General features: G+C 65.2%; 21 protein-coding genes. 10 read left to right on the top strand and 11 right to left on the bottom strand.

What is annotated here, in order from left to right; all coding sequences use genetic code 11:
- Positions 1-2 precede the first annotated feature (2 nt).
- Positions 3-1,241 (top strand): amidohydrolase family protein, encoded by a 1,239-nt coding sequence (locus tag J8I29_RS15870; RefSeq protein ID WP_209432377.1) that lies wholly within the window; start codon positions 3-5, stop codon positions 1,239-1,241.
- Between the two features lie 146 nt (positions 1,242-1,387).
- Here the strand turns inward: J8I29_RS15870 and J8I29_RS15865 are convergent, their stop codons facing one another.
- The 8 genes from J8I29_RS15865 to J8I29_RS15830 form a co-directional block, all read right to left on the bottom strand.
- The gene (locus tag J8I29_RS15865) at positions 1,388-3,034 is read right to left on the bottom strand and encodes an AMP-binding protein (RefSeq protein ID WP_245197033.1); all 1,647 of its coding nucleotides are present in this window, start codon (positions 3,032-3,034) and stop codon (positions 1,388-1,390) included.
- An 86-nt stretch (positions 3,035-3,120) separates the two neighbouring features.
- The gene (locus J8I29_RS15860; RefSeq protein ID WP_209432376.1) at positions 3,121-3,270 is read right to left on the bottom strand and encodes a hypothetical protein; all 150 of its coding nucleotides are present in this window, start codon (positions 3,268-3,270) and stop codon (positions 3,121-3,123) included.
- 91 nt (positions 3,271-3,361) lie between these two features.
- Positions 3,362-4,792, bottom strand: coding sequence for a gamma-aminobutyraldehyde dehydrogenase (locus J8I29_RS15855; protein WP_209432375.1), 1,431 nt, complete (start codon positions 4,790-4,792; stop codon positions 3,362-3,364).
- A gap of 131 nt (positions 4,793-4,923) precedes the next feature.
- Positions 4,924-5,730, bottom strand: a complete 807-nt coding sequence (locus tag J8I29_RS15850; protein ID WP_105863959.1) for an ABC transporter permease — start codon at positions 5,728-5,730, stop codon at positions 4,924-4,926.
- Positions 5,731-5,841: 111 nt separating this feature from the next.
- Positions 5,842-6,783, bottom strand: coding sequence for an ABC transporter permease (locus tag J8I29_RS15845; RefSeq protein WP_105863905.1), 942 nt, complete (start codon positions 6,781-6,783; stop codon positions 5,842-5,844).
- Positions 6,783-7,814 (bottom strand): ABC transporter ATP-binding protein, encoded by a 1,032-nt coding sequence (locus J8I29_RS15840; protein ID WP_209432374.1) that lies wholly within the window; start codon positions 7,812-7,814, stop codon positions 6,783-6,785. Before J8I29_RS15840 ends, J8I29_RS15845 begins: the two co-directional genes overlap by 1 nt.
- A gap of 305 nt (positions 7,815-8,119) precedes the next feature.
- Positions 8,120-9,262 carry an ABC transporter substrate-binding protein gene (locus J8I29_RS15835; protein ID WP_209432373.1) on the bottom strand — a complete coding sequence of 381 codons (1,143 nt, stop codon included), beginning with the start codon at positions 9,260-9,262 and terminating at the stop codon, positions 8,120-8,122.
- A gap of 206 nt (positions 9,263-9,468) precedes the next feature.
- The gene (locus J8I29_RS15830) at positions 9,469-10,380 is read right to left on the bottom strand and encodes a LysR family transcriptional regulator (RefSeq protein WP_105863957.1); all 912 of its coding nucleotides are present in this window, start codon (positions 10,378-10,380) and stop codon (positions 9,469-9,471) included.
- 41 nt (positions 10,381-10,421) lie between these two features.
- Here J8I29_RS15830 and J8I29_RS15825 point away from each other — a divergent pair, with 41 nt between their 5' ends.
- Positions 10,422-11,642: a TIGR03862 family flavoprotein gene (locus J8I29_RS15825; protein ID WP_348536030.1), complete on the top strand. Its 1,221-nt coding sequence runs from the start codon at positions 10,422-10,424 to the stop codon at positions 11,640-11,642.
- Between the two features lie 88 nt (positions 11,643-11,730).
- On the opposite strand, the gene J8I29_RS15820 is transcribed toward J8I29_RS15825, so the two are convergent.
- Positions 11,731-12,693: a nucleoside hydrolase gene (locus tag J8I29_RS15820; protein WP_209432371.1), complete on the bottom strand. Its 963-nt coding sequence runs from the start codon at positions 12,691-12,693 to the stop codon at positions 11,731-11,733.
- A gap of 221 nt (positions 12,694-12,914) precedes the next feature.
- Between J8I29_RS15820 and J8I29_RS15815 the strand changes: the two genes are divergently transcribed.
- Complete coding sequence (locus J8I29_RS15815; protein ID WP_146126975.1) at positions 12,915-13,424, top strand: hypothetical protein; 510 nt, start codon at positions 12,915-12,917, stop codon at positions 13,422-13,424.
- 74 nt (positions 13,425-13,498) lie between these two features.
- Here the strand turns inward: J8I29_RS15815 and J8I29_RS15810 are convergent, their stop codons facing one another.
- A complete protein-coding gene (locus J8I29_RS15810; RefSeq protein ID WP_209432370.1) occupies positions 13,499-14,527 on the bottom strand; it encodes an AraC family transcriptional regulator in 1,029 nt (342 codons plus the stop codon).
- Positions 14,528-14,790: 263 nt separating this feature from the next.
- On the opposite strand from J8I29_RS15810, the gene J8I29_RS15805 reads away from it, so the two are divergent.
- The 3 genes from J8I29_RS15805 to J8I29_RS15795 are packed head-to-tail and all read left to right on the top strand — an operon-like array spanning position 14,791 to position 18,616.
- Positions 14,791-17,010 carry a TonB-dependent receptor gene (locus tag J8I29_RS15805; RefSeq protein WP_209432369.1) on the top strand — a complete coding sequence of 740 codons (2,220 nt, stop codon included), beginning with the start codon at positions 14,791-14,793 and terminating at the stop codon, positions 17,008-17,010.
- Positions 17,011-17,012: 2 nt separating this feature from the next.
- A complete protein-coding gene (locus tag J8I29_RS15800; protein ID WP_105863899.1) occupies positions 17,013-17,381 on the top strand; it encodes a hypothetical protein in 369 nt (122 codons plus the stop codon).
- Positions 17,378-18,616: an MFS transporter gene (locus tag J8I29_RS15795; RefSeq protein WP_209432368.1), complete on the top strand. Its 1,239-nt coding sequence runs from the start codon at positions 17,378-17,380 to the stop codon at positions 18,614-18,616. The genes J8I29_RS15800 and J8I29_RS15795 overlap by 4 nt, the downstream gene beginning before the upstream one ends.
- Here J8I29_RS15795 and J8I29_RS15790 read toward each other — a convergent pair.
- Positions 18,598-19,824, bottom strand: coding sequence for an MFS transporter (locus tag J8I29_RS15790; RefSeq protein WP_209432367.1), 1,227 nt, complete (start codon positions 19,822-19,824; stop codon positions 18,598-18,600). The genes J8I29_RS15795 and J8I29_RS15790 overlap by 19 nt on opposite strands.
- Positions 19,825-19,979: 155 nt before the next feature.
- Here J8I29_RS15790 and J8I29_RS15785 point away from each other — a divergent pair, with 155 nt between their 5' ends.
- Genes J8I29_RS15785 through J8I29_RS15770 form a run of 4 tightly spaced genes read left to right on the top strand, consistent with a single transcriptional unit; the run spans position 19,980 to position 26,054 of the window.
- A complete protein-coding gene (locus J8I29_RS15785; RefSeq protein WP_209432366.1) occupies positions 19,980-21,770 on the top strand; it encodes an IucA/IucC family protein in 1,791 nt (596 codons plus the stop codon).
- Positions 21,767-22,858, top strand: coding sequence for a GNAT family N-acetyltransferase (locus J8I29_RS15780; RefSeq protein ID WP_209432365.1), 1,092 nt, complete (start codon positions 21,767-21,769; stop codon positions 22,856-22,858). Before J8I29_RS15785 ends, J8I29_RS15780 begins: the two co-directional genes overlap by 4 nt.
- Complete coding sequence (locus J8I29_RS15775; RefSeq protein WP_209432364.1) at positions 22,855-24,714, top strand: IucA/IucC family siderophore biosynthesis protein; 1,860 nt, start codon at positions 22,855-22,857, stop codon at positions 24,712-24,714. The genes J8I29_RS15780 and J8I29_RS15775 overlap by 4 nt, the downstream gene beginning before the upstream one ends.
- On the top strand, positions 24,711-26,054 hold the full coding sequence (locus tag J8I29_RS15770; RefSeq protein WP_209432363.1) for a SidA/IucD/PvdA family monooxygenase: 1,344 nt from the start codon (positions 24,711-24,713) through the stop codon (positions 26,052-26,054). Before J8I29_RS15775 ends, J8I29_RS15770 begins: the two co-directional genes overlap by 4 nt.
- Positions 26,055-26,125: the final 71 nt, after the last annotated feature.

Raw genomic sequence — 26,125 nt, 5'->3', positions numbered from 1 at the left:
CGATGGACATTTCCCCAGCCGACCTGCTGATCCGCAATGCCCGCCTGCCGACCAGTGAGGAACCGGTCGACCTGGCGATACGCAGCGGCTCGATCGCCGCGATCGGTCGAGAGCTTCGTTGTGAAGCGGTTGAAATCGTCGATGCCGAAGGTGCGCTGGCTTGCGGCGGCTTCGTCGACAGCCACATCCATCTGGACAAAGCCTGTATCCTCGATCGCTGCCGCATCTGCGAGGGTACCTTGGCGGAGGCGGTGCGCGAGACGGCAAGAGCCAAGGCGTCCTTCACCGAGGCGGATGTCTATGCACGGGCCGCTCGCGTCGTCGAGCAGGCCATCATGCAAGGCACCATGACGATGCGCAGCTTCGTCGAAGTCGATCCGCGGGCCGGGTTACGCTCCTTCGAAGCCATCAAACGCGTTCGCCAGGACTACGCGTTCGCCATCGACATCGAGATCTGCGCCTTCGTGCAGGAAGGGCTCACCAACGAGCCGGAAACGCTAGGTTTGTTGAAGGAGGCCCTGGCGGACGGAGCGGATCTGGTGGGTGGTGCTCCCTACACCGATCCTGATCCGGCTGGACAAATCAGCCTGATCTTCGACCTCGCGCAAGCGCACGGCGTCGCTGTCGACTTCCATCTCGATTTCGATCTCGCACCCGAAAAGAGCAATTTGCCCGTCGTCCTGAAGGAAACGATACGGCGCGGCTGGCAGGGACGCGTCTCGCTCGGACACATGACGAGCCTTTCGGCGCGACCGCCGCACGAGGTTGAAGCGATCGCTGCAGGGCTTCGGGAGGCCGGTATTGCCGTGGTGGCCCTGCCGGCCACGGACCTGTTCCTGAATGGCCGCGAGTATGAGCGACTGGTGCCACGTGGGGTCGCTCCGGCCCATATTCTGGCTTCGAGGGGTGTGAATGCCTCGATCGCCACCAACAATATTCTCAACCCCTTCACACCATTTGGTGATGCCTCACTCCTTCGCATGGCGAACCTCTATGCCAATGTCATTCAGCTTTCGCGCACCGAGCATCTGCGGCTCGTCTTCGACATGATTGGTCCCCTTGCAGCGTGCGGAATGCAGCGCGTATCCGGCCTATCGGTCGGAGCAGCAGCCGACATCGTATTGATCGACTGCGTGACGCCCGAACAGGCGATACGCGAGAACAGCCGCGTGATACGCGGCTGGAAGCGCGGCCGTCCGACATTCCGTACGACGAGGCCGGAGATCATTCGTCGAGGATAGTGATGTCGCCGGGCTGCCAAGCAGGAAGCCGTCGAGCTTACCCAGCTCGAGCAAAGCGCGTTTGGACGGAAACGCTTGATTGCTCCAACGCGCTGGTTCGACACGGCTTTGCGATTCCTGGCGAGTCCGCCAAATCGCAAAACGTTCTAGCTCCGCAAGTCCTTGCGCAAGATCTTGCCGACATTGGATTTCGGCAGGTCGTCCCTGAATTCCACGAATTTCGGCACCTTGTAGCCGGTCAGATGCTGCTTGGCATAGGCGCGCACGGCCTCCACGGTCAAAGCGGCATCGCTCCTGACCACGAAGGCCTTCGGTGCTTCGCCGGCCGCTCCGTCCGGCACGCCGATCACCGCCACTTCCTTGATCCCCGGCATCTTGGCCAGCACGTCCTCGACCTCGTTGGGGAAGACGTTGAAGCCCGAAACCAGGATCATGTCCTTGCGGCGGTCGACGATGCGGAAATAGCCGGCTTCGTCCATCACGGCGATGTCGCCGGTGAGGATCCAATCGCCGCGCATCACCTTGGCGGTCTCGTCCGGCCGGCGCCAATAGCCGGCCATCACCTGCGGCCCGCGCACGGCGAGTTCGCCAGGCGTGCCGAGCGGCACCTCGTTGAAATCGTCATCGACGCATTTGACGTCGGTGTCGGGCAGGGGAACGCCGACCGCCCCGTTATGTCCCGAACCGAACGGGTTGAAGCAGACGACGGGCGACGTCTCGGTCAGGCCGTATCCCTCACCCACCGGCACGCCGACGATCTTATGCCAGCGCTCGGCCACCGCCGCCTGCAGGGCGGTGCCGCCGGCGATGCAGATCCTGAGATGCGGTTTGGGCAGGGTGGCGAACCAGGCCTCGTTCATCAGGCCGTTATAGAGCGTGTTGACGCCGGTGATGTAGCTGACCGGATATTTCTCGAAGGCCTTGCGCAGATTGCTCAGCGGCCGGGGGCTGGGAACCATCACCACATGGGCACCGCACGCCGTGAAGGTCAGGAAATTCACGGTGAAAGCGAAGATGTGATAGAGCGGCAGCGCCGTCATGATCACATCGTCCCGCTTGAAGGCGCTGCCCCCGAAGGCCAGGACCTGCAGGACATTCATGATCAGGTTGCGATGGGTGAGCATGGCGCCCTTGCTCACGCCGGTGGTGCCGCCCGTATATTGCAGGCAGGCGGTCGCGGACGAGTCCATGCTGGCGGTGATGTCGGCAATCTTCAAGCCGCGCGCGAGCTTGGCCTGGCCGAGCGCCAGGGCCTGCGTGAGGCGGATATGCGGGAAAGTCGCGGCCGGAATTTCCTTGCGCACATGTTTTTGCACCAGGCCGATCAATGCGCGCGGCAAGCTCGGGAAGAATTCGGCCGCATTGATCAGAACGACATGCGGCACCTTCACCGTCGCGAGGGCCTTGGCGGTTCGGTCGGCGAACATGTCGATCACCACCAGCACGGAAATGCCGCCATCGGCGAAGACCGCACCCGCCTCTTCGGCCAGATAGAGCGGGTTCACATTGACCAGCACGCAGCCCGCCTTGAATACGCCGAAAGCGACCACCGGATAGGCCAGTCCGTTCGGCGCCTGGATGGCCACGCGCGATCCCGGCGGCAGTTTCAGCTCGCCATGAAGATAGGCAGCGAACCGGTCCGACAGTCGATCGGCCTCGCCATAGCTGAGCGAACCATGCATTCCGTTGGGCATGACGCAGGTGTAGGCGGTCTTGCGAGGAGCCTCACGCGCACTCTGGATGATCATGTCGCCCAGCAATCTGTAGGGCACCTCCTCGACATGCGGTTTCATGTCTCCGTCATAGGCCGCCAACCATGGCCTTTGCATAGACGAAACCGCCGTCATGATTCCTCCCAACTCGTTTATGGTTGACGACATCATGACGGAATTGTCGCGCCGGGCAAGCTGGCTGGAAAAAGACACACATTAATTCGGCGGAACGACGTAAAATCGGTGGTCAGGTCCGACAGGCGCTCCCAGCGTCGCTCGTTGCCCGCCGCCGCCTTCATATCGGCCGTCATGCTCATGACCCTCCCCATCGAGGGGAGGGTAGCCGGGTGTCTCAGGCCGTCAGCGAGGGCCTATGGGCGAAGCGCTCTCGAGCGCAGGAAAGGGTTGTCAGCCCATCTTCACCATGACATGGCGCGCCACGGTGTAGTCTTCCAGGGCATACATCGAGAGGTCCTTGCCGTAGCCCGAGGACTTGACGCCGCCATGCGGCATCTCGCTCACCAGCATGAAATGGCAGTTCACCCAGGTGCAGCCATATTGTAGGCGCGAGGCCATCTGCATGCCCCTGGAAATATCGCGCGTCCATACCGAGGACGCCAGGCCGTAGTCGGAATCATTGGCCCAGGCCAGCGCTTCCTCGACATCGCCGAAACGCGTCACCGAGACCACCGGTCCGAACACCTCGCGCCGCACGATCTCGTCGCTCTGCAGGGCGCCGGCAACCACGGTAGGCTCGTAGAAGAAGCCCTTGCCCGCCGCCTGATGGCCACCGGTTGCGATCTCGATATGCTTGTGCTCGGTGGCGCGTTCGACGAAGGAGGCGACGCGCGAGCGCTGGCGCGCCGAGATGAGCGGGCCGATGTCGTTCTCGTCGTCATTGGGCTGGTTGTATTTCAGCCCCTTCACGGCACCGGCGAGCTCGGACACCAGATTGTCGTAGATCTTGCTGCCGGCATAGATGCGGCAGGCGGCGGTGCAGTCCTGGCCGGCATTGTAATAGCCGAACAGCTTGACGCCCTCGACCACGGCCTCGAGATCGGCGTCGTCGAACACGATCACCGGCGCCTTGCCGCCGAGTTCGAGATGGGTGCGCTTGACCGTCTTGGCGGCCGCCTGCAGCACCTTCTTGCCGGTGGCGATATCGCCGGTCAGCGACACCATCGCGACCTTGGGATGGTGGATCAGCGCATTGCCGACGCTCTCGCCACGCCCCACCACCACATTGACCACGCCCTCGGGAAAGATCTCGGCGATGGTGGTGGCAAGCTTGAGCAGCGTCAGCGGTGTCTGTTCGGACGGCTTGATCACGATGGTGTTGCCGCCCGCCAATGCCGGCGCCAGCTTCCAGGCCGCCATCATCAGGGGATAGTTCCAGGGCGCGATCGAGCCGACAACGCCGATGGGATCGCGCCGGATCATCGAGGTGTGGCCGGCCAGATATTCCCCGGCGACCAGCCCATGCATGTTGCGCACGGCGCCGGCGAAGAAGCGGAAGCAGTCGACGATGCCGGGGATTTCGTCCTGCAACACGCGGATGCGGGGCTTGCCGCAATTGAGCGCCTCCAGCGTGGCATAGGCCTCGGCGTCCTTCTCGATTGCGTCGGCGAGCTTGAGCAGCAGGTACGAGCGTTCGGCCGGCGTGGTGCGGGACCAGCCGGCGAAAGCTGCGGCGGCTGCCTCCACGGCCTCGTCGACCTGCTCGACGGAAGCCTCGGGAAGGTCGATCAGCGTCTCCTCGGTCTTGGGATTGAGCACCTTTTCCGGCGCTTCGGTGCCGGGCACGAATTTCGACCCGATCAGCATTTTGGTATCGAGCATGGCAATCTCCTTGGGCATTCCAGAAGCGTTTTCCAGAAAAGTCGACGGACTTTCCGCTTAAGAAAACGTGTCAAAACAAAGAGTTTGAGCAAGGTGCGATTAAGAGATCGCACCTTGCTCAAGAGGCTTGGTTATTTGCCGGCGCCGGCGACGTTCTCGCCTTCACGGGTGAGGTAATAGGCTGCCAGGATCGGCAAGGCGGTGACGAGGATGACGATCACCGCCACCACATTGGTGACGGGGCGCTGGCGCGGCCGGATCAGCTCCGACAGCATCCAGATCGGCAGGGTCTGCTGCTGGCCGGCGGTGAAGGTGGTGACGATCACCTCGTCGAAGGACAGGGCGAAGGCCAGCATACCGCCCGCCAGCAGCGCCGTGCCGATCGAGGGCAACACGACATGGCGGAAGGTCTGGAAGCCGTCGGCTCCAAGATCCATCGAGGCCTCCATCAGCGAAGGCGACAGGCGGCGGAAACGCGCCACGGCATTGTTATAGACGACCACGATGCAGAAGGTGGCGTGGCCGAGCACGATCGTCCAATAGGAGAAGGGAATGTCGGCCAGGTTGAACGCCGCCCGCAACGCGATGCCGGTGATGATGCCCGGCAGGGCGATCGGCAGGATCAGCAGCAGCGAGATGGCTTCCCGGCCGAAGAAACGGGTGCGCGACAAGGCCGCCGCCGCCAGCGTGCCGAGAATGATGGCGAGGAAGGTCGAGACCAGCGCGACCTTGACCGAAAGCGCCAGGGCCGCCCAGACATCGGGCCGGTTCCAGGCGACGCCGAACCATTTGAGCGTGTAGCCCGGGGGCGGGAACTCGAAGCTGCGCTCCTCGGTGGTGAAGGCATAGAGGATGATGAACAGAAGCGGCAGGTGCAGGAAGAGCAGGCCTGCGGCGGCCGCGATGCGCAGGGTCAGCGGCGAGCGGTTCTCGGTCATGGTGCCCTCGCCGGCGCGCCATTGGAGTGTCGACCTCCAGGTCGACATACTGGAGAAACGGCGGTTCCAGTCGGTGCGAAGTCGATCTGGAGGTCGACACTCCCTGTCGGATCACAGCGCATCGAAGGCTCCCAATCGTTTGGCGACGGTGAGGAAAATGCCCATGATCAGCACCGGCACCACCGAGAAGGCGGCCGCCAGCGGGATATTTCCGGCGGTGCCCTGCTGGGTGTAGACGACCTGGCCGAGGATCAGCGAGGACGGTCCGACGATCTGCGGCACGATATAGTCGCCGAGGGTGAGCGAGAAGGTGAAGATCGCCCCGGCCACCAGGCCGGGAAAGGCCAGGGGCAGAATGACCTTGCGAAAGGTCTGCCCAGGGCTGGCGCCGAGATCGCCGGAGGCCTCGATCAGCGAGCCGGGCACGCGTTCCAGCGCCGCCTGCACCGGCAGGATCATGAAGGGCGTCCACAGATAGAGGAACACCAGCACCATGCCGGTATAGCTCACCGACAGCGAAGGGCCGCCGAGGATGGGCAGGGCCAGCCAGGCCTCCAGCAGCCAGGCGAGGCCCAGCTTGGCCATGATCCAGCCGATCACGCCTTCCTTGGCCAGCAGCAGCTTCCAGGCATAGACCTTGACCAGATAGCTCGACCACAGCGGCATCATCACCGCGATATAGAACAGCGCCTTGATGCGCCCGCGGGCATAGCGGGCGGCATAATAGGCGATCGGGAAGGCGATGATGGCGGACAGCAGCGTCACCACCGCCGAAAGGCTCACCGTGCGGACGATGATGTCGAGATTGGAGGGCGACAGCAATTCGCCATAGGTCTTGAGCGAGGGCTCACGCACGATGGTGCCGGAGAACTCGTCGATCGAAAAGAAGCTCTGCGCCAGCAGGGCAAAGAGCGAACCGAGATAGACGATGCCGAGCCAGAGCAGCGGCGGCACCAGCAGGAGCAGGAGATAGAGCCCGCGCCGGGCGACCAGCACGTCCGAGATGCGCCGCAGAAGACCGTCCCGCGGGGCCTGAAGGATAGCGAGGCTCATCACGCGTCCTCCATCAGGTGCAGCGCCCGGCGGGGAAAGCTGACGCGGATGGCCGCGCCCTGTTCGGGCGGCGTGCCGATGGCGGCCGGAATGGCGGCGCTGAGGCGGGCGCCGTCATCGGTGCGCAGTTCCAGGCGGTTGATGGCACCGTGATAGAGCACCTGGGTCACGGTGCCGGGGACCACCACGGCGTCGCCGGCAGCGCCCACCCCCTGCGGCAGCAGGGTGATCTTTTCCGGCCGCAGGCTGGCCGCGCTGCTCACGCCGATCCAGGCCCGCGTCCGGTCCGGTTCGATCACGTTGGAAGACCCGACGAAATCGGCAACGAAACGGGTGCGCGGCCGCTCATAGATGTCCTGCGGACTGCCGACCTGGGCAATGCGCCCTTCGTTGAACACGGCGACGCGATCGGCCATGGACAGGGCTTCGCCCTGGTCGTGTGTGACGAACACGAAACTGAGGCCGAGGGAGCGCTGCAGCGATTTGAGCTCGCCCTGCATCTCTTCGCGCAGCTTGAGGTCGAGGGCGCCTAGCGGCTCGTCGAGCAGGAGCACCTTGGGCCGGACCACCAGGGCGCGGGCCAGCGCCACGCGCTGGCGCTGGCCGCCCGAGAGCTGGCCGGGCCGACGGTCTTCCTTGCCCGCGAGCTTGACCATGGCAAGCGCCTCGCGTCCCTGGCGATAGCGCTCCTGCCTGGCGACGCCGCGGATCATCAGGCCGTAGCAGACATTGTCGAGGATGTTGAAATGCGGGAAGAGGGCATAGTCCTGGAAGACGGTGTTGACCGGGCGCCGATAGGCCGGCATGCCCTCCACCGTCTCCCCGAAGATCTCGATATGACCGCCGGTGGGCTGCTCGAAACCGGCAATCAGGCGCAGGCAGGTGGTCTTGCCCGAGCCGGACGGCCCCAGCATGGCGAAGAATTCACCCGGCGCGATGTCGAGATCGACGCCGTCGACCGCCTTCACGCTGCCGAAATGGCGCTGGACGCCGCGGAAGGAGACGGCAGGAGTGGTGCTGGTTACAGCCATGAGGATACCTCGAGGACGTGGGCTGGCTCAGCCGCCTCTGTCGGGACGAAAATTCCATGACCCCGCACCGGCGAGAGCCGACGTCCATGAACGTCAACCCCTCAGCCTTCGGCGCGGCACGAGGAGGGTCGATCTCCCGATCGACCGCCTTGGAAACGAAGTGCCCACCAAGGATGAGATGCCGATCTGGAGATCGGCACACCATTCCCAGGCCGCGGCAGGCCAGGCAGCCTCGGACGCACAGGCCAGCAAGGCCGCATTTGGTGACCGATCAGGGGCGGACATGTGGCCCGCCCCATACGACATCAGCGCCCGCCGATCACGGCGATATAGTCGGTGACCCAGCGATAATAGGGCACGCAGGCGCTCTGCGTGGTGCATTTGGCCACCGGCGTGCGCCAGAACTTGATCTTGGGGAAATTGTCGAACCCGTTGGTGGCGCAGCCCGTATCGGTCAGCAGCGCATTGCCCTTGCAGGCAGCCGGAACCGAGGGAAGCGAGCCGAACCAGGCGGCGACATCGCCCTGAACCTTGGGCTGGATCGAATGTTCGAGCCACATATAGGCGCAATTGGGGTTGGCGGCATCGGCGGCCAGCATGGTGGTATCGGCCCAGCCCGTCGCCCCTTCCTCCGGTACCGTGGAGGCGATCGGCTTCTTGTCGGCCTTCATCAGATTGACCTGGAAGGGCCAGGACCCGGAAGCGACCACGCCTTCATTCTTGAAGTCGTCGACCTGGATGTTGGCGTCGTGCCAATAACGCTGGATCAGGGCGTGCTGCTGGCGCACCAGCTCGAGCACTGCCTTGTACTGATCCTCGTTGAGCTCATAGGGATCCTTGATGCCGAGCTCGGGCTTTTTGCTCATCAAATAGAGTGCTGCGTCGGCGAGGTAGATGGCGCCGTCATAGGCCTGGATGCGGCCCTTGTTGGGCTTGCCGTCCGGCAGGTTCTGCGGCTCGAACACCACGCTCCAGCTCTTGGGCGCTTCCTTGAACACGTCGCTGTTGTACATCAGCACATTAGGGCCCCACTGATAGGGCACGCCGTAATGCTTGCCGTCGACCGTGTGCCAGGGCGCGTTCTGGAGGCGCTCGTCGACGGTCTTCCAGCTCGGGATCAGGGAGGTATCAACCTCCTGCACGCGCTTGCCGGCGATCAGGCGCAGGGAGGAGTCGCCGGAAGCGGTGACGAGATCATAGCCTCCCTCATTCATCAGCGCGACCATTTCGTCGGACGTGCTGGCGGTCTTCACATTGACCTTGCAGCTTGTCTTCTTCTCGAAATCGGTGACCCAGTCATAGCTCTTGTCGGTGTCGCCCCGCTCGATATAGCCGGGCCAGGCCACGATGTTGAGCTGGCCCTCCCCCTTGCCGATCTCCTTGGCGAGCGCCGGCACGGCCACTGCCGTAATACCCGCCAACGCCACAACCCATCTAAGCCTGGACATGGTGCTTTTCCTCTGGTTGCCGTCCGTCCGAATACAGGGCGAATTCTTGATTGCGGCGAGCATGCCTTGGAAAAGCCACAGGCGCCACACCATTCGGGAGATCAATGATATCGGTTTTTCCGATATCATTGACGAGGGATCGCTTCGCTGCATTGGAACGACAGAGCAATGCAAGTTTCGGCGATTCCGCCCAATCGCAAAGTGCTCTAGCTGCGCCCTCTGCCGGTCCGGTAAGTCCGCGCCACGGCGACGAATTGTGCGGCGATGGCGTCGAGCGGCGAGCCGCGCCGCCAACCGATCACCACTTCCACCGGCGCAAGCGCCTCGGCGAGGTCGCGCGCCTCGATCTTGTCGCCTTCGAGCGACCAGGGGCGATAGGTGAGGTCGGGCAGGATGGCGACGCCGGCCCCGGTCGCCACCAGGCTGCGGGCTGCTTCCACCGAACGGGTGCGGATGGCCACCGGCGGCCGCACGCCGGCCCGCCGCCAGGCATATTCGGCGGCCTCGGCGATCTCGTCGAGCATCAGGAGCACGAAAGGTTCCTCCGCGAGATCCACGATGCCGATGCTCTCGGCCTCGGCCAGGCGATGGCCGATCGGCAGCCAGAGGCGATAGGGCGAGGCCTCCATCGTCTCGACATGCAGCGCCGCCGAACTCTTCTCGGCGCCTGCCACCATCACGGCGACATCGAGCTCGCCCCCCACCAGCAGATGATCGAGGTAATCGCGGCTGTCCTCGATGATGTCGACGGCCACATGCGGAAAGGCGCGGCGGAAGCGGGCCAGCAGATCGGGCAGCACATAGGCGGCGACCAGAGGCGTCACCCCGACGGCAAGCCGCCCCTCGATCGGCGCCGTGTCAGAGCGCAGGGCGCGGCGGGCATCGGCAATTTCCGAAAGGATCTTGCGGGCATGGCGCAGGAACTGGTGGCCCTTCAGCGTGAGCTCGACGCCATGGGCGCGCCGGTCGAACAGGGGAAAGCCGAGATCGCCCTCCAGTTCGCGAATGGCCTCCGTCACCGTCGATTGCGAGATCGAGAGTTCGTGCGAGGCGCGCGACACCGCCCCGTTCTCGGCCACTGCCACGAAATATTGGATTTGCCGGAAGGAGAATGCCATGAGGGCAATGAGCATAATGCAAGATGGAAATAAAGACGGACGTGACGGACTTGAGCGACATCGTCATCATCGGCGCGGGACCGGCGGGTCTGATCGCCGCCGAAAGACTGGCCGCAGCCGGACACGCCGTCTCGATCTATGAACGCATGCCCTCGCCCGCCCGCAAATTCCTGATGGCCGGGCGCGGGGGGCTCAACCTCAGCCATGGCGAGGCGTTCGAGCGCTTCCTCACGCGCTACGGGCCGGCCGAGGCCTTTCTCGAATCCGCCCTGCGCGCCTTCACGCCCGGCGATCTCGTCGCCTGGGCCGAGGGGCTCGGCGAGAAGACCTTCATCGGTTCGAGCGGCCGCATCTTTCCCGAGAGCTTCAAGGCTTCGCCTTTGCTGCGCGCCTGGCTGGCGCGTCTCGCCGGCCTCGGCGTGACCCTGCACATCCGTCATTGCTGGACGGGGTGGGACGGCGAAGGCCGTCTCGCCTTCCAAGGCCCGGACAGCGGCCTCGTGCACCGCAAGGCCGCCGCGACCCTGCTTGCGCTTGGGGGCGCCTCCTGGCCGCGCCTGGGAGCGGACGGCGGCTGGGTACCGCTGCTGCGCGGCCGCGGCGTCGCGATCACCGATCTCGCGCCGGCCAATAGCGGTGTCGAGATCGGGTGGAGCCGAGCCTATGCGGAGAAATCGGCTGGCGAACCGCTCAAGCGCATCGCCGTCACCCTTGCCGGCGCCACCCGCCGCGGCGAGGCCGTCGTCACGGAGCGGGGGCTGGAAGGCGGCGTGGTCTATGCCCTCTCTCCTGTCATCCGCAGTTCGATCGCCATGCATGGCCATGCCGAGATCGCCATCGACCTGCGTCCCGACCTCGACGAGACCGCGCTGGCTCGCCTGCTCGACCGTCCCCAGGCCAGCCAGTCTCTTTCCACCTATCTGCGCAAGGCCGCCAAGCTGGCGCCTGTCGCCATCGGCCTGCTGCGCGAAGCCACGGGCAACGCCCTGCCGCGCGAGGCTGCCGCTCTCGCCAGACTGATCAAGCATGTTCCCCTGAGGGTAATGGCCCAGCGTAGCCTCGAACGCGCCATCTCCACCGCCGGCGGCGTCGCGCTCGAGGAAATCGACAGTCAGTTCATGCTGCGCAAAGCGCCCGGCGTCTTCGTCGCCGGCGAGATGCTGGACTGGGAAGCGCCGACGGGCGGCTATCTGCTGCAGGCCTGCTTCGCCACCGGGGTGGCGGCGGCGAGGGGAATCGAAACCTGGCTGGCCGCGAGGTAGGGTCCCAGCCGCGGCGTTTCCCGGACAAGGCCTGCAAGATTCGCGCTGGAAGCGCTAGGGCTGGGACCGCAGACGTCCCGTCCGCTCTTTAAGCCGATCTCAGCAGTGTTTCCCGGTAGAGATCGAGCAAGGGCTGGGCCTTGACGTCGATGCAGACCGCATGATCCGGCCGGCCATCCCAGTCATTGGGCGGAAAACCGACCGCTGCCGGGCGCTGGATGGTCTGGCCGAAGGCGAGGCCCTCGCACACCACCCGGACCGGGCCGGAGCGGGTCTCGAACAAGTCCGGTGCCACCAGGTAGATCGCCGCCGAGGCATCATGCACGGAAATGCCGGCCAGCCCCTTCTTGAGGTAGAAATTCTCGTAGAAGCGGGTGATGTCCCAGATGAAGCGGCCGACCTCGCCGGCCTCCTCGCCCAGCCGGCGCAGATAATCCTGCGGCATCAGCACTTCGTGGGTGACGTCGAGGCCGATGACGGTAATGGGCCAGGCTGCGGCGAACATCTCGTCGGCGGCATGCGGATCGCCATGGATGTTGGCTTCCGCGGCCGGGGTGACATTGCCCAGGTGCCCGCGATAGCCGAAGGCACCGCCCATCACCACCACCTGGCGGACGAGGCCGGCGATCTCGGGATCCTCGCGCAGGGCCAGCGCCAGGTTGGTCATGCGCCCCACCGCCAGCAGCGTGATCTCGCCGGGATGCTTGCGCACGGTGTCGATGATGAAGCGATGGGCGGGCGTGTCGATCGCCTGCGCCTCGATCTCGGCAGGGATCTCGACCTCGCCGAGGCCGTTATGGCCGTGGACGACGGCGGCGTGATGGGCATCGTCCCCCGTCACCGGCCCCGCCGCCCCACGCGCCACCGGCGCCTCGATGCCGAAGCGCTCCTTGAGATAGAGGGCGTTGCGGGTGGTGATCTCGACCGGCGCATTGCCGTGGCAGGTGGTGATGCCGATCAGCTCGATGTCGGGATGATAGTGCAGAAAGAACAGCGCCATGGCGTCGTCGACGCCGGGATCGGTATCATAAATGACTTTGTGGGTAGGCATCACGGGCAAACCGGGAAAAAGGCGGGAACCTTTGCGTCTGCGCCCGGCGAGCGGGAAAGTCAACGCCATGGCATCGCCGCGCGAGCGCGCCGCACACCCTGGAATTCCTATAAACTATTGAAATAAAAAGAGATTTTCTTGAACAAATCGGCTCGGTGTGGTCCTATGCGTGCCGTTGCCAATGCCGGGACCTTGAACCCCGCGGATTGAAGGACACCATCATGACCCTGCCCAGCCCTGATGCCGCGCGCCCCGTCGGCTATCATATCGATGCTCCGGCCGAGAACCTGCTCTTTTCCGTCTTTCGCTGCTGGATGGCGGGCTATGCCACCGGCGATGCCGCCTGCTGGGACATCGCCTGGGAAGGGCTGGCGCGCGAAATGCCGGAGGAGAACGCCAAGCCGCTCTTCGGCGAGTTCCACCATTTCGTGCGCACGCTCCGGGCGACGGCCGACACTGAGATCGGCTGGCGTCCTGCGGCCTGCCGGGCCCTGTGCCGCGACGAATGCCTGGTGCTCGCCATGGTCGATGCGGCGCAGCGCGACGACAGGGCGCAGCTCCTCCATGCCGCTTCCCACCTGCTGAAGAGCGACGGCCTGCACCGGGCGCTCGACGCCACCACCGCTCTGGCCAAGGCCCTTGCCCGGGTCGGACTGTTCATCGCCCCCGTCAGTCCCTGCGCCCTGGACACCATGACGCGGATGAAGCCGCCCTCGGCCACCGCCCACTGAGGCCGGCTAGCGGCGAGACGGCCAATGGTTCGAGGCCGCCGATGCGGAGGGCGCCGAACCGGGACAGCCCACACTCAGGCGCTGCCCGCATCCGGCGCTTCGCTCCTTGCAGACCCGGCGGGCACGGAGCGGTGCTTGGCACGCACCAGGCGCGGCGACGTATCGAAGCGCCTGCGGAAAGTACGGTTGAAATAGGACAGGTCGCCGAAACCGACATCAAAGGCGATCTCGCTGATCGAACGCTTGCGCTCGTCCGGCGACTGCAGACGGCGCATCGCCCTGTCCAGCCGGCGCTGCAGCACGAATTCGGAGAACGTCTCGCCCTCTCCCTCGAACAGCTTCTGGAGATAGCGCGTGCTGATGCCGTGCCGTAAGGCGATCTGGCTGGCATTGAGCCCCTGATCGTCGAGATGGGCCTCGATATCAGACTTGATGGCATTCAGGCGCGTAGCCGCGCGGTCCTGCACGGTATGGGGCGCCTGGGACTCGGCCTCGCCGCACAGGATGTCGACGAGATCGCCCATATAGGCGCAGGCATGCTGCAGCAGCACCGGGCCGCTCATCGGTAACAGCCCTCGCATCAGCGCCGCGCCATAATTGCCGAGCAGCACCAGCGTGTCGTTGTTCTGCGCGAAAACCCGCAGACTGGCCGAGCATTCGAGCATGTTTTCGGTGATGCGTTCATTCGACAGCACCAGGCAATCGACACGGTCGACATGCCGCAGCCACAGACGGGCCGGCGCGCCGCCGGCCAGGAAAATGGCCTCCCTCGCGGAGACGACGGTGCGCTGCCCGTCCCGCTCGATCTCCATCCGGCCATGGGAGGGGCGCAGCAGCACCCCGCCCGCCCCGAGCTCGGCGGCATCCAGGGGGAGTTCGCGATCCTGAAGCGGCGAAAAGCAGGAAATGGGGCCGATATCGGGCTCGAGGCGAAGCACTGCCCGGGCGCCGAGCAAGACCGGATCCGACGGGCCGAGCTTGCGCTGCGCAGCCAAACGTCCGCTGGCCCGCAGTTCGATCAGCGCCAGCTCTTCGCTCGTCAGCCCATGCCCAAGCAGCCAGACAGGCCTGAGCCTTCCCGCATAGGCCTCCTCTGGCGGCAAAACGACTTCGTCCGCGCCGGCAGTTCGCTTCAGTCCATCAATCAATGCGCCCAAGTCCAAGAAATCAAGTAGCACGACAAGTAAGACCGCTCGTCAATATAGAGCGGGAGAGGCTGGATATCCAGAAGTATATGCCGTCTTTGTCCAGATTATAACGGTTATAAACTGGGAATATACTAAGAATATACAACTGGAATTCAGCCGGAATCGTTAAATATAACTTAGTTTCGGATCGAGAGTGGCTGGAGGTCTAAAAATTCATCATGCGCAAGATATCCGTATCGGCGGTCATGTTTCTATCGGTTGTTTCACCTGCACTGGCACAACAGTCGCAGGAACAACAGATTGAGCTCGATCCGGTTACCGTTACCGCCTCCCGCGCCGAAAGATCCGTTTCCGATATTCCGCAATCGGTCCAGGTGATCGACAGGCAGGAAATCGACAAGCAGCTCCAGCAAAGTTCGAGCGCGTCAGCGGCCCTGGCCAAGCTGGTGCCGGGCTTTTCGGTTTCCAACCAGACGGTTTCGGGCGCGTCCGAGAGCTATCGCGGCCGTGACCTGCTCGTGCTGGTCGACGGTGTTCCCCTCGGCACCCCCCTGCGCGACGTTTCGCGCATCCTGTCCCTGATCGACCTCAATTCGATCGAGCGCATCGAGATGGTGGCCGGCGCCTCCAGCCTCTACGGCGCAGGCGCCACGGGCGGCACGGTCAATTTCATCACCAAGAAGGCCGAGCCCGGCAAGCCGCGCATCACTGTGAACACCGCTCTGCGGGCCTTCACGGCGAACGCTCTCAATTCGGTGGCTCCGGAACTGTCCGCCAGCATCTCCGGCAAGGCCGAGAATGGCCTCGATTATGTCCTGAGCGGCAGCGGCTATCTCGGGCGTCGCACCTATGACGGTTCCGGGTGGGAATTGCCGTCCGACTCCATGCTGGGTCAGGGCGGCGGCGACCGCTTCGGCCGGGTCAACCTTCTCGCCAAGCTCGGTTATGATTTCGATGCCGCCAGGCGGCTCGAATTTTCGGCAGGCTGGTACTACTTCAACCAGACCCCGCGCTACATGACCGACTATTCCGGTGCCTATGCCCGGCCGGACTATCGCCATCCCTATACCGGGCAGAGCGTTCTCGAAGACACCAAATCCCTGTCGCTACGCTACACCGACAAGGACTTCGCGCTCGGCAGCCTCAACATCGTGGGCTTCTACAACAACATCAAGAAGCGCTTCAATTATTCGACTTTTTCGTTCCCCTATAATTCGCAGGTCTATTACTCGTTCGATCCCGCCAATCCTACCAGCCCGGACAACCAGACGACGCTCTATTCGGATCGCGGCGGCGTCAACCTGACCATCGACACCCCGCTCGACACGATCTGGCAGGGCGCCAAGCTCACCTGGGGCAGCGATCTCATCTTTGAAAAGACTCATCAGACACTGACCAACGGCCAGGATGTCTTCACGCCGCTGCAGCAGGTCACGTCGGCCGCCTTCGGCCAGCTGCAGGTGCCGCTGACCGATCGCCTCACCGTGCGCGGCGGCGTACGCTTCGAACATTTCGCCCTCGATGTCGACGATTTCACGCGTCCTGCCGCCTATGCCGCCGTCGCCTCCAGCCGCGATCCGCGGGGCTATCAGGACTTCGTACTTCCGGCCCTGCGCGTCACCGGAGGAAAGTTCAGCTATTCGAAGCCGACCTTCAATATCGGCGGCACCTTCAAGCTGACCGACACCAGCGAGATCTTCGGCGGCTTCTCGCAGGGCTTTGCCCTGCCCGATGTCGGTGCCTATACCCGCCGCGCCGGCCTGTCGCTCGCCTATGCATGCCCGGTCGCCCGGCCGAACTGCCTTCCGGCCGGCACGAGCATTTCCTACGCCTCCATCAGCCCCGAGGCCCAGGTCGTCAACAATTACGAACTCGGCATCCGCGGCAGCCATGACCGCTTCAAGGGCAGCCTGACAGGCTTCATCTCCACCTCCAGCAAGGGCGTGACCTTCGACCCCATCACCAATACCATCTCGCAGCAGAAGGAATTCATCTATGGCGGCGAGTTCACCGGCGAATATGCCGCGACTGACCAGCTGACCATCGGCACCGTGCTCGGCTATCGCGAGGGGCGCTACGATTCCAACAAGGACGGCAAGCTCGACAGCTGGCTGCCCAACAACCGCATCGCCACCCCCTTCCGCGGCACGCTCTACGCCAGCTACGTCTTCGACAATGGCGTGTCGGTGCGCGTTGAGGGCGAGGGTTTCTCCGGCCGCGACAAGGCGATCGACCTCAAGGGCACCCGCTACAAGATCAAGCCGGGCGCCACCATGAACGTCGCCCTGTCGGCACCGGTGAAGGGCGGCGAGGCCTATGTGTCCGTCGACAATCTGTTCGACACCCGCTTCCAGAACCCCACCGCCACCTCCGTGCGCAACCTCCCGGTCTATTCCTGGGGCCGCACCGTGACGCTCGGCTATCGCAAGACGTTCTGATCATGGTGAAACTCGACAAGCACGGCCCGCTCGTGATCCTGCGCTACCTGCCGCCCTATGAGGACCGGGACGAGCGGGCCTATCTCGACGCGCTGATCGAAATCGGCCGCAACGAGAGCGTCTTTGCGCTGCTGGCGATCTTTGCCGGCGGCGGGGGGCTTTCCCAGGCCGGAGAGCGGGAACAGGCTCTCTGGTTCAAGGCGACGCGCGAGCGCTTCGAGCGCCATTGCCGCGCCCTCGCCATCGTCCGGCCGGATGCGAACCCACGCATGATCGAGACCTTCCAGCGCCTGTGGTCGATGCCGCTGACGGCGACGTGCGACGAGCAGGCCGCCAGGCACTTCATCGCACAGCATATGGAGACGGCATGACGGCGCTCGCCCAGGACATTCCTGCCTCCAGACCCGGTCGGCTGCGCCTGTTCGCGGTGCTGGGCGGCCTCTACCTGGCCCAGGCCATTCCTTCCTATCTGATCGCGGCCGCCCTGCCCCCCATCATGCGCGAGGCCGGGGTCTCGCGCACGGCGATCGGCTATCTCAGTCTGCTCTTCCTGCCGCTGGTGCTGAAATTCCTGTGGGCGCCCCTGGTCGATCGCATCCGGCCCTTCGCCCGGGCGCATCGGGCCGGATGGGTGATCCTCACCCAGCTCGGCGTGATCGCCTCCATCCTGGCGCTGCTGCCGCTCGGCCCGACGCATGTCGGCGGCATTCTGGGCATCGGCCTCGTCACAGCGCTGCTGGTCTCCACCCAGGACATCGCCACCGACGGCTATGCCGCCAAATATCTGGCGCCGGAGGACCGGGCCATCGGCAATGCCATCCAGGGCGGCTCGGTGGCGTTCGGCGTGGTGATCGGCGGCACGCTCGGCCTGGTGCTCTACCATCATATCGGCTGGACCGGCATGCTCCTGGTCATCGCCGCCTTCTCGGCCCTGCCCCTGGTCGCCGCCTTCAGCATGTGGGAGGCGCCCGCCGCGCCCTCCGACAGGCCGACGCGGCCCTCCATCATGGCCTTCCTGCGCCGGCCCGAGATCCGCACCGTGCTGTGGATCGCGCTGATCTACCGGATGAGCGAGGGTCTGGTGAAGGCAATGGAAGGTCCCTACCTCGTCGATGCCGGCGTGCCGCTCGACCGCATCGGCTATCTTTCCGGCGTATCGGCGGCGACGGCGGGCCTTGCCGGATCGGCGATATCTGCTTTCCTGGTCAAGCGCTATGGCACCGCCGCCACACTCGGCCTGCTCGGGGGCTTGCGCACCTTGTGCTTTGCCCTCTTTACCGCCCATGCCCTCGGCGTGGTCACCGGCGCCTGGCCCCTGTTCGGCGCCGCCGGCTTCCAGACCTTCATCCGTTATATGGAGATCGTCGCGCTCTACAGCCTGTTCATGAGCGTGACGTCATCGGACCAGCCCGGCACCGACTTCACCATTCTCGCCTGCGCCCAGATGGTGGTCTATCTCGTGGGCTCGCTGATCTCGGGCAAGCTTGCCGATCTTATGGGCTATGGCGCGCTCTTCGGCCTCGCCACCGCCCTCTCGGCCATCGCCGTCCTCGCCACCATCCGGTTGCTGGCGAATGTCGGCCGCCCTCAGGAGGCCACGCCATGATCCCGGGGCACTTCACCCTGGGACACCTCTTCCCGGGCGCGATCGTCCAGACGCAGCAGGGCGAGGCAGGTTACGGTCGCGATGCCGACAGCCATGGCGAAGGGCAGCTCCGGCGACAAGGCAAAGGCGGCGCCGCCGCAGAGCGCGCCCAATCCCTGTCCGGCCGCATGGGTGCTGGCGAGCCAGCCGGCGGCTCCCGCCTGGCGATGCGCCGCGACACGCTGGGCGAGGCAGGCCGTGTAGGCCGGCGTCGCCACCGCCAGCCCGATGCCGGCCCAGACCGCACCGGCCGGCACCAGCCAGGGAACGGGCGCCAGGATGATGGCCAGGCACCCCAGCGCGAAGCCCGCAATGCCCCAGCGCATGTTGCGCCCGAGTTGGAAGGCCAGGCGCGGCACCAGCAGGATCTGCGTCGCGATCATGGCAACCGCCACCGCGGCATAGGTAGCGCCTCCCAGCCCCGCGGCGGCGACGGCATCGAGGCCGAAGCGGTGCTGCAGGAACAGGCCGAGCACGAGCTGGATCTGGCCGAAGCCGAAGGTCAGAGCAAAGCCGACGGCAAGCAGCGGCAGGACGCGCCGGATATTGGCGCGCCGGCTCGAGCGTTCACCCTTCCTACCGATTGCGGGGGTGGCCGGCAGGTTCGGCGCGCACAGCAGCAGCAGCGGGCTGGCGACCATCATGAAAACGGGCACGATGACGCCGGCTCCTGCGCCCAGCGTCACCAGGGAGCCGGCGATGCGGCCGACATTCAGGCCGGCGCTGAGATTGGCAAGCGCAGCCGGGCGACGCTCCGCGGCGCTACGCTGCACGATGGCGGCCTGAGCGTGCGGCATTACCCCGGCAGCACCGACGCTGTAGAGCAGGCGCGAGACCAGGAGCAGCCCGAGCGCGGTTGCGGGCACACCGACATGGAGCGCCCCAGCGAACAGGCCCTGGCCTGCCACCATCAAGCAGGCGAGCCCGGCGAAAAACGGCCTGATCCGCCATGCCGCGCCATGATGCCCCCAGAGCGGGGCCGCCACCAGGAAGACCGCCGCGCCCAGGAAGGCGACGACGCCGATCTGCGGCGCCGCCAGCCCCGTCCTTTCGGTGACGATCGGCACCAACGCCAGCAGGGCCGATTGGCCGAAGCCCGACGAGGCGGCGATCAGAGCCAGGCGAAGACTGTCCGCACGCGAAACAGAGGAAGCGCCGTCTCCAGCCATGCTTTTCTCCAAATAATTTCCTTGATCCAATTAGAAATAAACTCTAGGGAATTCAACAGTAAAATTTAATTCTATGTAGAAGATTTATAAATTGTACAAGTGATTGCTTCTGTAAATTACTTCTACAATTTGGAGTTCTGCTGAAAAGGAACACCATGAACGCTATCGACCTGATCAGACGATCCATCGATACCGCCCACGACGTCTCCATGCGCGCCTTCCTGAACAGCCTGATGCGCGAATGGCAGGGCTGGACGATGGAACATGAAGACAGCAGCGCCGGAAACGGCCGGCTTCTCGCCCGCTTTCCCCTGCCGCGCCGTGGCGGCCATGTCGCCATCGAGGTGACGCATCGATCGCGCGTGGCCTATCACGGCTTCCGCCCGCCCTTCCTGGAATTTTCGGGCGCGACGCCCCCGCGCCCGATCAGCTTCCAGGAGTTCGTCTTCCTGCTCGCCAGCGAACCGGACATCGTCGGCAGCGCCGACAAGGACAGGAGCCTCACCTTCCTGTCGCGGGTATTCGACAGCATCAGGAACATCGAGGATGTGACAGCGCGCGTCCCCTCCCCCGATGTCTATTTCGCGCAGCGCGATCCCGGCTTCGCCGAGGCCGAGGGCTCGTTACGCTTCGGCCATGCCGTGCATCCCACCCCGCGCAGCCGCGATCAGTTCACCCTGGAGGATTCCAGGCGCTTTGCCCCCGAATATCGGCGCGGATTCGCCCTGCGCTGGTGGGCCGCCGATCCCGCGCTGGTGCTTCAGGACAGTTCGCGTACCCAGAGCGCGGCCGAGCTCTGCCAGGCGCTGGCCGCCAGCGATCCTGCGATGGATCCGGAGGTCGTGCAGGCTGCGAAAAACCGCGTTCTTCTGCCGATGCATCCCTGGCAGGCGGCGCAGCTGGCGCTCGATCCGGCCATCGACGGCCTGTTCCGCCGCGGCTTTCTTCAGGATCTCGGCCATGCCGGCTCCCCTTGGCAGGCGACCTCGTCGCTGCGCGCCATCCATGCCCCGCACGCCGACTGGATGCTGAAATTCTCGCTCAGCCTGCGCCTCACCAATTCGCGCCGGGTCATCGAAACCCGCGAATGCGAGCGAGGCATCGAGATCGATCGCCTCCTGGCCGGTGAAGTCGGCCGGACCATCGCCCGGCGTTTCCCGAGCTTCAAGGTGATGGGCGAACCCGCCTATCTCCTGCTGCGGGACGCCGACGGCCAGGCCCTGCCGCAGACCACGGTGATCCTGCGCGAAAACCCGTTCAAGGGGAACAGCCAGCCCTCCGCCGCCGTGCTGGCCGCGCTTTGCGAGATCTACCCCGACGGGCATGATAGTGCCCTCGCCGCCGTCGTCCGGCGCATCGCCGGGCAGGAGCCGGCCGATCCCGCCGGGGTGGCGCGCCGCTGGTTCCGCCAGTTCCTCGACAAGGTCGTCGCACCCTTCCTGCAGATCCAGGCCGATATCGGCCTCCTTTTCGGTGCGCATCAGCAGAACATCGTGGTGGAACTCGCGGAAGGCTGGCCGGCGGGCGTGCATTTCCGCGACTGCCAGGGCACCGGCTATATCCGCGAATTCCTGCCCGAGCTCGCGGCCAAGGCGCCCGGTAGCCCGATGCGGGCTGGCCATGTCTTCAATTCCAGCGATGCCGCCCGGCTTGTGGGCTACTACCTCCTCGTCAATTCGGTCTTCGCGGTGATCGGCGCGCTCGGCACCTCGCGTCTCATCGCCGAGGACATCCTGATCGGCGACCTGCGCGTCTTCCTCGAAGAGCTCGCCGCCCTGCGGCTCGCCGACAAGACCTGCCTCACCTACCTCCTCGACGCGCCGACGCTCGGCAGCAAAGGAAACTTCATGATCTGCTTCCGCAACATCAATGAAAACACGGAGGTGACCGATCCTCTCGCCGGCTATGTGCCCTTGCCCAACCCCATCGCGGAGGCCGCGGCATGACCCTGCAGATGAAGATCGATCCCACCGAGATCGCCGTTTCCCCCGCGCCGAGCCGGCACTGGCCTCTCGGCCTCGACGGCGAAGCTGTCATCGAGAGCCTCCTGCAGGCGGACGGCAGCCTTGAACTGGTTGCCCGGGCTGGCTCGGTGACAATCGGACGGGCCGGGTTGCGCGCTCCGGAAGGCGACGGGCCGGGCTTTCTTGCCATCCGCCAACCCGATGCCTCTCATCCTGGCGATGTCCATATCATTGCCATCCTGGTGGAAGCCGCCTTCCAGCTCTTCCCCCCCATGTCCGCCCTGCATCTGCCCGATGTCGCCTCCAGGCCGGGTCTGCTCGCCCTCTCTGCCCAGGTCGCGGCGAACCAGGAAACGGGCACGAGCGCCGTCCGCATTGCCCGCGAGCATTTCTACCAGCTTCCTTTGCTCTGGCACCGGCCGGAAGGGCTGCGCGCCTTTCCCGAGATCCGATCCGTCATCGGCCCGCAGGACCGCCTGCCGCCCTTGCGGCCGCCGCAGCCGACCGGCACCTTCTACCGGCGCTGGATTCCGGAGCTCGGAACTACGCTGTCGATGCGGGCCATTGATCGGCGCCGCGATCTCAAGCTGTTCCATGGCTGGATGAACCAGCCGCGTGTCGCCTTCTTCTGGGAGCTGGCCCAGAGCGAGGCCGAGCTCGACCGCTATCTCGCCGATCAGGAAACCGATCCGCATATCTTCGGCGTGATCGGCAGCCTGGGCGACGAGCCATCCGGCTATTTCGAATTCTACTGGGCCAAGGAAGATCGGCTCGGTCCCTTCTACGACGCGGAGGATTACGATCGCGGCTGGCACGGCCTGATCGGCAATTCCCGCCATCTCGGCCGCGCCAGGACCGGCACCTGGTTCCGCTCGGTGACCCACTGCCTGTTCCTGGACGAGCCGCGCACCCGCCGGGTGGTCGGCGAGCCTCGCGCCTCCCACCAGAAGATGCTGAGCTATTGCGCCCAGACCGCGTATGACAAGGTGAAGGAATTCGACTTCCCGCATAAGCGCGCGGCCCTGGTGTGCTGCCAGCGCGAGCGCTTCTTCCGGGAGGTGACGCTATGACCGGCGGCAGCCCAACCCTCGGCCCTTTGCCCGGTGGCGGGTCCATCGACGCCGGACTCTGGCTGGCGCTGAACCGGGCCGTCATCGCCAAGGCGATCAGCGAACTCACCTTCGAGGAAGGCCTCACGCCCGAGCCGGCCAATGCCGAAGCCACCCAGTGGATCCTGCGCCTGGGCGGTGGCGTCGCCTATCGCTTCAAGGCGGTACGCCGCATCTGGGGCAATCTGTCGATCGACGCCGCCAGCCTGATGCGACAGGACGGCGCCGCGCTGCGCCCTGCCGACGATGCCGCCGGCTTCATGCTCGATGCCCGCGAAATCCTGGACATCGAGCCGGACACGCTGTGCATCTACGCCAAGGAGCTGTTCAGCACCTTGTTGGCGGATGCCCGAATCGCGACCATGGCCGGCTCCGGCGAAAGCGAACATCTGCTCACCCTGCCGGACGACCAGCTCCAGGCCTATCTCGACGGCCATCCCAAGGCGCCGGCCAGCAAGGGCCGCATCGGCTGGGGCCTCAGCGACTTCGCCCATTATGCGCCCGAATTCCAGCCGACCTTCCAGCTGTTCTGGCTGGCCGCGGAACGCAGCCGTTGCCGCCTCAGCCTGGCCGGGGACATCGACGAGGAGGCGCTGCTCGCCGCCTCCCTCGGCGAGGACGAGCGCAAGAGGGTGCAGGCCGCATGCAAGGCCGCAGGCCTCGATCCGGCGCGTTTCATGCTCCTGCCGGTGCATCCCTGGCAGTGGGACAACATGATCGTGGCGCAATTCGCCGGCGAGATCGCGGCCGGGCGCATCGTGCCGCTCGGGCTTTTCGGCGATACCTATCGTCCCCTGCAGTCGCTGCGCACTCTCGCCAATGCGGCCTCGCCAGCCAAGCTCCACCTCAAGCTCTCGCTCACCATCCTCAACACCTCGGCCTGGCGCGGCGTGCCCGGCAAATACATGGCGATCGGCCCGGCCTTCTCGAACTGGCTGGCCGACAAGACCGAGCAGGATCCCGAACTTGCCGATGCGCTGGTGCTGCGCGAATGCGCGGGCGCCTTCTATCCCCATCCTCTCTATGAGCGGATCGCCGACGCTCCCTACCAGTTCCGCGAGATGCTGGGGGTAATCTGGCGCGAGAGCCCGGAAACCGGCCTCGCCGCGGGGCGGCGCCCGCTGATGCTCGGCGCCCTCATCAAGAGCGATTTTGCCGGCGTGCCACTCGCCAGCGCCCTGATCGCGGCATCGGGCCTGTCGCATGCGGCATGGCTGTCACGCCTGTTCGACGCCGTCGTCCTGCCGCTCTACCATTTCCTCTGCCGTTACGGCGTGGGCTTCATCGCCCATGGCCAGAACATCACCGTGCTGCTCGACGGCGCCGTTCCCCGCGGCGTGGCGCTGAAGGACCTACAGGGCGACGTCGACCTCGTGGACCAGGAATTCCCGGAAGCCGCGGACCTTGCGTCGGCCATCCGCGAGGCCCTGCTGAAGCGGCCGGCGGCCCATCTCCTGCAGCACCTGCAAACCGGGCATTTCGCCAGCGTGCTGCGCTTCCTTTCCGATACGCTGGCAAGCCACGATCGTTTTCCGGAAATCGAGTTCTACGGCGTGCTGGCGCGGCGCCTGCGCCTCTATCAGGAGCGTCATCCCGATCTCGCGCACCGCTTCGAGCTGTTCGATCTCTTCACGCCGAAGGTGCCGCGCATCTGCATCAACCGCGTCAGGCTCGCCATCGGCTATGGCGACGCCAATCGCCGCCCGGTGCCGAGCCTGGGCAGCGAACTCGACAACCCCCTTCACCTTGCTGAACGCGAATCCCGCCCTCGCCGGGACCGCGATTTCGCCGACAAATCCGCAGGAGTTCAGGCATGACACAGCGCAATCCGCTCGACCTCGCCGGCATCGGTATCGGCCCGTTCAACCTCAGCCTCGCCGCCCAGCTCGATGCCATCGACGGCGTCGAGGCCGCCTTCTTCGAGAAGCGCGAGCGCTTCGACTGGCATCCGGGCATGATGCTGCCCGACGTGACGCTGCAGACCTCCTTCCTCAAGGATCTGGTCACGGCCACCAATCCGACCAGCCCGTGGAGCTTCATCGCCTATCTCGTGGCGCATCGGCGCTTCTATGACTTCATCAATGCCGAGTTCGCCGACGTGCCGCGCCAGGAATTCGCCAATTACCTGGCCTGGGTCGCCAAGGGCCTGGACAGCCTGCGCTTTGGCGAAGATGTGCAGACCCTCGACTTCGATGGCCGCCACTTCATCTTGCAGACAGGCAACGGCTCGGTGGAAGCCCGCAACGTCGCTCTCGGCATCGGCCTGCAGCCCTATCAGCCGGACTTCGTGCGCAAGCTGACCGGCCAGAACCATTTCCACTCCTCGCGCGCCGCCTTCGAACTCGCCCGTGCCGCGGGCAAGCGCGTGGCGGTGATCGGCGGCGGCCAGAGCGGCGCGGAGATCCTGCTTCATCTGCTGGGAGCGGGCGAAGCCGCGGCCGCGTCGGTCGACTGGATCAGCCTGCGCCCGAACTTCCAGCCGCTCGACGCCACGCCCTTCACCAACGAATTGTTCACGCCGCATTATGTGCGCAACTTCCACAATCTTGCCGAGGGGCGCCGCCTGTCCACCGTGGAGCGCGAGAAATTGGCGGGCGACGGTGTCTCGGCCTCCACGCTGTCGCAGATCTACCGCCGCCTCTACACGCTGCGCCATATCGAGCGCGGCGGCCCGCAGGCCCGCCTGATGCCCCATCGCGAGGTGCTGGACGTCGAACAGGGCGCCGGCGGCTTCCGGCTGGTGATGCGCAACGGCTTCGACGGCGGCATCGAATTCAGCCAGGCCGACGTGATCGTGCTGGCCACGGGCTACAGCTATCGCCTGCCCGACTGCCTCTCGCCGATCCAGGACCGCATTGCGATCGACGGGACAGGCCGGCTGCGGCTGGATGCCGATTTCTCGGTGACATGGGACGGCCCGGCCGATAACCGCATCTTCGCGCTGAACGCGGGGCTGATCAGCCACGGCATCGCCGAGCCGCAGCTCAGTCTGATGGCCTGGCGCAGTGCGGTGATCGCCAATGCCCTGATCGGGCAGCCCTTCTTCGACGTCGAGCCGCCGGCCTCGCCGCTGGCCTGGTCGACGGGCAGCGACCAGGCCGAGATCGCCGACGCGGAAGTCGAATATCTGCGCCGCCCCTCCCATCGCAGCTGCTGACATTCGCCGGCCGGAGCGGAAAGCTCATATCAGGCCTTGAGAATGCCGACGCATTCTCAAGGCCTGATTTT

This window comes from Labrys sp. LIt4 (assembly GCF_017813775.1).
GTDB lineage: Bacteria > Pseudomonadota > Alphaproteobacteria > Rhizobiales > Labraceae > Labrys > Labrys okinawensis_A.
This window is presented reverse-complemented; position numbering and strand designations above follow the sequence as displayed.